Consider the following 420-nt stretch of genomic DNA (forward strand, 5'->3'; position numbering starts at 1 on the left):
CCGCGATATGCGGCTTCAATTCGCGGATCTTCTTGATCGCGCGCTCGATGCCGCCGGGCTGGGACAAGACCTCATAGACCTTGTTCGCCGGGACGCCATCCGCCATCAGCGCAGGCTCCAGCGCGCCGCCCACGCCCTTGCGATAGGAGCGCTTGCCGGGGAATTTCTTCACGTCCCAGAAATCCGCCCAGCTCTGCGGCCCGTTCTGGCCATAGGTCTTGGTGTTCCAGGCGAGCACCGTCGAAAGCACGTCGCCGCCGACGCAATAGTCCTGCTTGGTGCCGGGCAGGAAGTTCGAGGTGTCGATGACCTTGTAGTCAAGCTTCTCGAGGATGCCCTCGGCCCCGGCGCGGGCGGCGCTGCCCGAGCCGCTGGCGACCACGTCCCAGGTCACGGCGCCGGCCTTCACCTTGAGGCGCA

The 420-nt window shown here is 66.2% G+C and carries 1 protein-coding gene; it reads right to left on the reverse strand.

Annotated elements, in window-relative coordinates:
* Positions 1 to 420: extracellular solute-binding protein (locus tag ACODTJ_RS29220; RefSeq protein WP_488851741.1), on the reverse strand; the 420-nt coding region annotated here is incomplete at both ends.

This window comes from Allobosea sp. FG18 (assembly GCF_057809495.1).